General features: G+C 42.6%; 5 protein-coding genes and 1 pseudogene. 2 read left to right on the forward strand and 4 right to left on the reverse strand.

The annotated features are described in order from the left end of the window. Nucleotides 1–193 precede the first annotated feature (193 nt). Entirely contained in the window at nt 194–1,123 is a 930-nt protein-coding gene (locus tag GRP75_RS17145) for an L-lactate dehydrogenase (RefSeq protein ID WP_013310450.1), read from the forward strand. A gap of 118 nt (nt 1,124–1,241) precedes the next feature. On the opposite strand, the gene GRP75_RS17150 is transcribed toward GRP75_RS17145, so the two are convergent. Further along, on the reverse strand, nt 1,242–2,345 hold the full coding sequence (locus GRP75_RS17150; protein WP_028541652.1) for a DUF3900 domain-containing protein: 1,104 nt from the start codon (nt 2,343–2,345) through the stop codon (nt 1,242–1,244). Nucleotides 2,346–2,735: 390 nt separating this feature from the next. On the opposite strand from GRP75_RS17150, the gene GRP75_RS17155 reads away from it, so the two are divergent. Next, nucleotides 2,736–3,953, forward strand: a complete 1,218-nt coding sequence (locus GRP75_RS17155; RefSeq protein ID WP_160789888.1) for an MFS transporter — start codon at nt 2,736–2,738, stop codon at nt 3,951–3,953. A 134-nt stretch (nt 3,954–4,087) separates the two neighbouring features. Here the strand turns inward: GRP75_RS17155 and GRP75_RS29820 are convergent. The 3 genes and pseudogenes from GRP75_RS29820 to GRP75_RS17165 all read right to left on the reverse strand — a co-directional run. Further along, a pseudogene (locus GRP75_RS29820) lies at nt 4,088–4,291 on the reverse strand (ABC transporter ATP-binding protein); the annotation flags it as partial. Between the two features lie 187 nt (nt 4,292–4,478). Then, nucleotides 4,479–5,441, reverse strand: coding sequence for an alpha/beta fold hydrolase (locus tag GRP75_RS17160; protein WP_202404184.1), 963 nt, complete (start codon nt 5,439–5,441; stop codon nt 4,479–4,481). A gap of 229 nt (nt 5,442–5,670) precedes the next feature. Next, on the reverse strand, nt 5,671–6,157 hold a 487-nt coding region (locus GRP75_RS17165; RefSeq protein WP_160789889.1), incomplete at its 5' end, for a sensor histidine kinase.

The following is a 6,157-nucleotide window of genomic DNA, read 5'->3' on the forward strand; positions in this document are numbered from 1 at the left end:
GGTGCTGCAACGCTTTAGTGCGTGTTCTTATCATTCGATTAATTATTAGCGAGCTCGCCTTTGAAGTCAAGGAAAAATGTCATATTTCTTTGCGGTGGGTTAGTATATAGGGTACACTGAGTTGGAAAGATAAATTTTTAAGTAATATCCCAAAATGAAAAGGTATACAACCCGAGAAGGAGATGAGGATTTTATGAGCTTAAAACCTTACAAACGAAGTAGAGTGGCTATTGTCGGCATGGGAGCGGTTGGCACAACAACCGGCTACACCCTACTGCTGCGCCAACGCATGTCAGAACTTGTCTTTATTGATGTCAACGTCAAAAAGGCGAAGGGGGAAATGCTCGATATGAATCATGGGCTTCCCTTTCTCGGTGGTGTCAAAGTGTGGGCAGGTGATTATGAAGACTGCCGTGATGCAGATATCATTATTGTTACAGCGGGCGCTTCACAAAAGCCGGGAGAAACGCGCATTGATTTACTGAAGCGTAATGCCGAAATTTTTGAAAGTATTATTGATAATATCGTCAAGGTCAATACACATGGCATTTTGCTGATCGCAACCAATCCAGTGGACATTCTCTCCTACATCTCTTGGAAACGCAGTGGTTGGCCTTCAAGCAGAGTCATTGGATCAGGAACGTTGCTGGACAGCGCACGCTTCCGCTATCTGATCGGGAAGCAAAAGGGCATCGATCCACGAAGCATCCACGCCCATATTATTGGAGAACATGGTGACTCTGAGTTACCTGTATGGAGCACAGCCAACGTAGCTGGAACTCCACTGGAACTGGGTGAAGAAACGAAAAATGAAATTTTTGAAAATACCAAGAATGCTGCCTATGAAATTATAGATGCTAAAGGCGCAACTTCTTATGCTATCGGGCTGGCTCTCGACCGAATCGTAGCCGCCATTCTCGGGGACGAGGGGTCGGTACTTAATGTGTCCACCTTGCTGGAAGATTATAACGGAGTATCTGACGTATATTTAGGTGTTCCAAGTATCGTAGATCACAATGGGGTACGTGAAATTTTGGATCTTCCGCTCAATGACGAGGAACGTGCAAGGTTGCTTCAATCTGCGGACAAGCTGAAAGATCAAATTAGCAAAGTTCATATGTAGATCGCGAACATAAATACTAAACAAAACTGGCCTCCACAGCGGTAATATCCGTTGAGAGGCCAGTTTTTTATTCATTATAATGTAAAAGTTCAGTTTGTCGTCCTGCTATGCATTCGAATTACCAAGGTGGCGTATCGCCATCCACGTCCTCATTTTCATGTTGGCGTTTCTCTTTTAGCCGCTCAGCCACCGTTTCAAACGATTCAGGTTGGAGCAACTCAATCGGTGAAAATCCCTTTTCAAACGTAAATGCATCACCTTCAATAATAAGTGCATATCTATCATGAAGTTTCGTGATATGCAGCTTGGCGCCAAAGTCGGACAGTAGCCCACGCACGGCCGTATCATCTAGTTTGAAACGAACTTCAATTTCTGGTTTCAGCTCGACAATATGCTGTGCAGCCTCTACGACCTGAAGGGGTTCCCATTTCCCTTGCAGATCCCGTTTTTCGCTAGCCGCCCACAATTCCAGATCGCGCTCTTCCTGCTGTCTTTCCTCATTAGATGCATCCGGCCATTTGGTTTCTACATAGTTCTGAACGAAGCCCATGACATGCTCATTGACGATTTCGGGCATGGATTGCTCATACGTCACGAATTTCAAAAAATCTTCAAAATACCGGGCATGCGAAGACTGGTGAATTTTAAGCTCCCACTCATCGTTCATTCCTTCCTCAAGCATGTAAGGATACATGATGGATTTCATATTACGGGCAGAAATAGCCATTTCGACCTCACTCACCAGACTGCTTTCAGTAATTCTGGCAATTTTAGGTTCGAAATCACATTTAAGCACAAAAATAAACGGATCATCCGAGTGTGTATTCAAGGTAGCCTGTACAATGATCAGCGCTCCGCCGCGTACTGCGCTTGTATCCAGATACATCCGCACCAGATCGTCACAAGCATTTTTAAAATCTTCCTTATCCTCTGCTGCCCGCAGTCGGGCGAACATATTAAAATTCGGATTACTGCTCAATTCATGCTCCGGTTCGACGATAAAGCGGCCGATTTTGGTCGGTGCCTGCTCTGTGCTGGGGTTTTTTTCAACCTTTCGCTTGCTAATACGAGCAAATTCCCCGTCCAGAAATTTTTTTACATCGCTTTCGTCATAATCGTAGTCGTCCATTGTAGCGTAATGCTTATAGGACTTACCACCCTGTCCTTCTTTTCCATCTACCTGAATTACAAAAAAAGATAAAAAATCCACTTGAAAGTTCATTTACGTTCCATTCGCTCCTTTTCAGGCATGTACGCGTAATTATATCACTATGATTTTAAAAGGTACATCGGATTCAGATCCCTATTACTAGATAAACATTTTAGTTAACATAATATTTATTATGTTGATCATTTTTTCGTTTAGTTATCATTCCCAATTCACAAGTTTAAAGTGAGTACTTTTACCACTATTCTAATTCACGTCCTTAAGGATCATTGACCTCTTTATTTTCCATGCTCTACTTTCTTCATGATTTCAAAAAAACATTTGACTAATTAGTAGTCAATTTATTATATTATCTATTATTATATAGACAAAAATATATTTTGTTTATATAAAATGATATTTCAAGGGGGTTGCGCCCTGAAAACAGGAAAGGAGAGTTTGTTGTTGTTTAAAAATCCATATATAAGGACCATTATCGCCTCCAATGCGCTGCTAAATTTGGGCATTTGGGTGCGCAACTTTGCCATACTGTTGTATGTAACAGATTTGACTAATAATGATCCCGTATACGTATCGCTCATTTCGGTTGCTGAATTCATGCCTATTTTTCTGTTCGCTATCATTGGAGGAACATTCGCGGACCGTTGGCGGCCCAAACGGACCATGATTAGTTGCGATTTGCTATCCGCGGCCTCTATTTTTATTGTTTTGTTGGCATTATGGTACGGGTCATGGCAGGTGCTTTTGCTGTCCACTTTCTTTTCAGCCATTCTATCTCAATTTTCTCAGCCGTCTGCGATGAAGATATTTAAGCAGCATGTAGCACCAGAACAGCTACAGGGAGTGATGGCCCTTTTTCAATCTCTCATGGCATTATTTATGGTTATCGGCCCTGTTATCGGTACATTTATTTATCAACACTTTGGAATTTTCACTTCAATGTCTATAACCGGAATATTGTTTCTCATCTCGGCGCTTGTTCTGACTCGCATTCCACAAGATGAACAATCACTTGAGATAGATGATCAACCCACTCATTTCATTCAAGAGCTTAAAGAAGGAATACGTTATGTATGGAATAACCGCACACTTCGCACGCTTGGGGGAACATTTACCGTAATTGGGCTGGCGGTCGGACTTATTCAACCATTAATGGTTTTTGTCGCCATCGAGAACCTTGGACAAAACAAGGAATTCCTGCAATGGCCGTTAATGGCGAACGGAGCGGCTATGCTGGTGGGAGGCGGCCTGATTATGGGGGTTGCCAAAAAAGCACAGCCGCAATTGCTGCTGGTGGCCGGACTTTTGGTCAGCACACTGACAACCTTTGGTGTCGGATGGTCACACAATATTGTGCTGACCATGGCACTACAAGTTTTCAGCGGCCTATTTTATCCTTGGATTCATATCGGTATCAACACAATGATGATGAAAAACGCCGAAGCTGCTTTTATCGGCCGCGTCGGTGGTGCCCTCTCTCCCCTGTTCTCCGGGATGATGGTCGTCGGTATGAGTATCGGCGGAACACTCAAACACGAATCCTCCCTGAACACCGTATATACCGTGAGCGCCGGCTTGTTTTTGGTCGGAGCGATGCTGTTGTTACCATTGCTTCGTGACAGGCAGCCCGTACAAGCTGTCATAGCTGATGATTCTAAATAACAGCACAAGAAACCGCCCCTGGAGATATGATATGGCATCCTCCGGGGGCGGTTTCTTAATGTTTGTATCATGAATTCATACAGATTATGACTCTCTTCCTTCATGCTGTCTTTTCCACAATCGTGCATACAGGCCGTACTTTTTCCGCTACCAGAAGGACCTACAAGCGCTGTGAAAGAACGGAATGGCATAAGCCTGCTCACATCCCGCAGTACAGGCTGGTCACCATACCCAAAACTTATGCGCCTCAGCTCAATGTCGTGTCTTTCCGAAGGCAGCTGGTCACCCAGCATCACTGGCTCGTTCAGCAATTGGACGATACGCTCACCTGCCTGTTGTTGTCTCTACTTTTATAACTACGAGTGATTTCAGTCTTAACTCAAACAGCGCGCACCGATTGAGTATCCGCACGCGCTGCTGCATAGCTTTTTTCATCTGTCTACTTGACAGGGATATGACCAAAGGACGGTTTTTATATCACTTATACATTTGTAGAAAATAGTGAATGTGCCTTTTTCAGTGCACTTATTTTATTTCTTTCATAAAGCTCCTGAAGTTTTCAACGATTTCCTTTGATTTGGTATGGTGTAAATAATGTTCTCCTTCAAGTGTCATTACTTTTCCATGAACAGAATTTTTGACTTGCTCTTCATGTAGTGGTATCCATCTTTCCACATCTGTATTATTCGCTTGTATAAAGAAAATAAGGGGCAGATTTTTTGGGAATGTTAAATTTTTAGCTGCTTTAAAATTAGGATAAATATTTTCCATTTCGTTTGAGGTGCTGGAATTATACATGTTTTTGAGAGAAAGAATTCTCATTTGTTCTTTTGTTTCATCATCATAGGGTAGTCCAGCATATGGGTCACCAGTAAGTTTCATTACCAATCTGGCTAAACCTGATTTTTTGAGAAATTTAAACGTTTTTATTGGTAATTCAGCATCCATACCACCTTGCGTTGGAACACTGCTATCAATCCCGACAAAAGCACTCACTTCGTTTTCATATTTGTTCACATAATCCAGTCCGTAAATGCCTGCAATGGAATGACCCATTAGAATATATCGGTCAATTTTAAGACTCTGTAAAGCTTCATGAATTTCACTTACAATATTCTCTGTGTTTCGTTCCTTTTCGGTTAGATCACTTAATCCATAACCAAAAGGCTCAATAACGATGACTTTGTAAAATGGAGATAGCTCTTCTACTAGCGGTTTAAAATCAAGTGCTGGTGCTGCTGTTCCATAACCTGGTAGTAACACGACGGTCTCTTCGCCTTTTCCTTGAATCAAAACATTCATTTTTTTCCCATCTACAGGTACGAACTGACCATAGGATTGTATTTTTCCTTGCTCTGATTTGCTGCTGATAATATTAACTGTATAGACAACGGCTAGAAAAAGCACGATTGCTATAATTATTGTTCCTATTATTTTAAGCAAAATGCTTCGTACTTTATTTGTTCTCGTTCCATTCCTCATTTTCATTACCTCTCTTCGTTTCACGCTCAACTTCTCCTGTCCCCATTCTGTTTGTTGGGCTACCTTAACGAGCCGCTAATGAAAGCTTAACGAAAGAAGATGTACTCCCTATGACGACAATATGAACGGAGTATGAACAAGCAAAAAAATGCTACGTTGTCCAAGGAAACTGCACATTATGCTGTATCATGGAAAATGCGGCTTAGATAATCCGAATGATACCCTATGAATCTAACTAATCTGGTGGCGTTGTGATTGGCAAGGTGACAATGACGGTCGTTCCTTGGCCGGGTTCACTTTCCACTCGAATGTCGCCTTCATGAAGCGATACGATCTGTTTAACGATGGCGAGTCCCATACCGCTACCGCCATATTTACGACTGTGGGAACGATCAGCTTTAAAAAATCGCTCGAATATACGCTTCTGGTCCTCAAGGGAAATACCAATGCCCGTATCGGATATTCGGACTGTTACGCTTTTGATATCTTGCTTGATGCTTACGTTAATAACGCCGCCATCCTTGGAAAATTTGATGCTATTACCGAGTATGTTCGTCCATACCTGGTTTAATTGATCTTGATCCGCCAATAGGCGAACGGTCTTCAAATTGAGCTTGAAACGGATGTTGCGAGCCGACCATTGCGGCTGGATCGCGACGATGACTCGTCTGATCTGTTCATCAAGGCTGAACGTGACCAGCCGCATCTGCTGTGACTGCGAT

The sequence above is a fragment of the Paenibacillus sp. OT2-17 genome (assembly GCF_009827695.1).
GTDB classification, from domain to species: Bacteria; Bacillota; Bacilli; order Paenibacillales; family Paenibacillaceae; genus Paenibacillus; species Paenibacillus polymyxa_B.

Bases quoted from the DNA above. Each gene is read 5' to 3' on its own strand.
- GRP75_RS17160 (WP_202404184.1), bottom strand. From the start codon at position 5,441: ATGAAAATGAGGAATGGAACGAGAACAAATAAAGTACGAAGCATTTTG.
- GRP75_RS17145 (WP_013310450.1), top strand. From the start codon at position 194: ATGAGCTTAAAACCTTACAAACGAAGTAGAGTGGCTATTGTCGGCATG.
- GRP75_RS17150 (WP_028541652.1), bottom strand. From the start codon at position 2,345: ATGAACTTTCAAGTGGATTTTTTATCTTTTTTTGTAATTCAGGTAGAT.